General features: G+C 44.9%; 1 pseudogene. It reads left to right on the top strand.

Going from position 1 to position 432, the window contains the following annotated elements:
- Positions 1–96: 96 nt before the first annotated feature.
- Positions 97–432, top strand: a pseudogene (locus tag ADI86_RS12155) (hypothetical protein); the annotation flags it as partial.

The following is a 432-nucleotide window of genomic DNA, read 5'->3' as shown; positions in this document are numbered from 1 at the left end:
GGTTCGTCAACATGTTTTAACTTCCGAATTTGCAAGTCAGCAGTTGGGTATGACTGTCGCTGAGTTTGAGGCACTCTTATCAGCCCATCACAAGTAATAGCATTCTTAGAACTAAAAAAATACAGAGAAACCAGCAAAGACGAGGTTCGTAAACCGTGGTTGGAGTTTTTTGGCAACAAGCCCTTTACCCAACAACCTGAGCGAGCCATCAGCCAGGCAGACCAACTGCTAGACTACAAAAGCTGGTCCGAGGAGGACAGGAAAATGTTTAGTCAACTACGTATGCGAGAAGAACAAGCCTTGTTAGCACAGGACTATGCCTTGGAACAAGCTGAGGAAAAAGGTTTAGAGCGTGGACTTGAGCGTGGAAAAGTTGAAGGAAGGGAAGAAGGAAAACTCTTTGCCTTCTTAGACATGGTTCGTCAACATGTT

Origin of the sequence: Streptococcus pseudopneumoniae (genome assembly GCF_001074975.1) — a bacterium.
In the GTDB taxonomy this organism is placed as follows: Bacteria; Bacillota; Bacilli; order Lactobacillales; family Streptococcaceae; genus Streptococcus; species Streptococcus pseudopneumoniae_D.
Note: the sequence above shows the minus strand (reverse complement) of the source record. Positions and strands in the feature narration are given on the sequence as shown.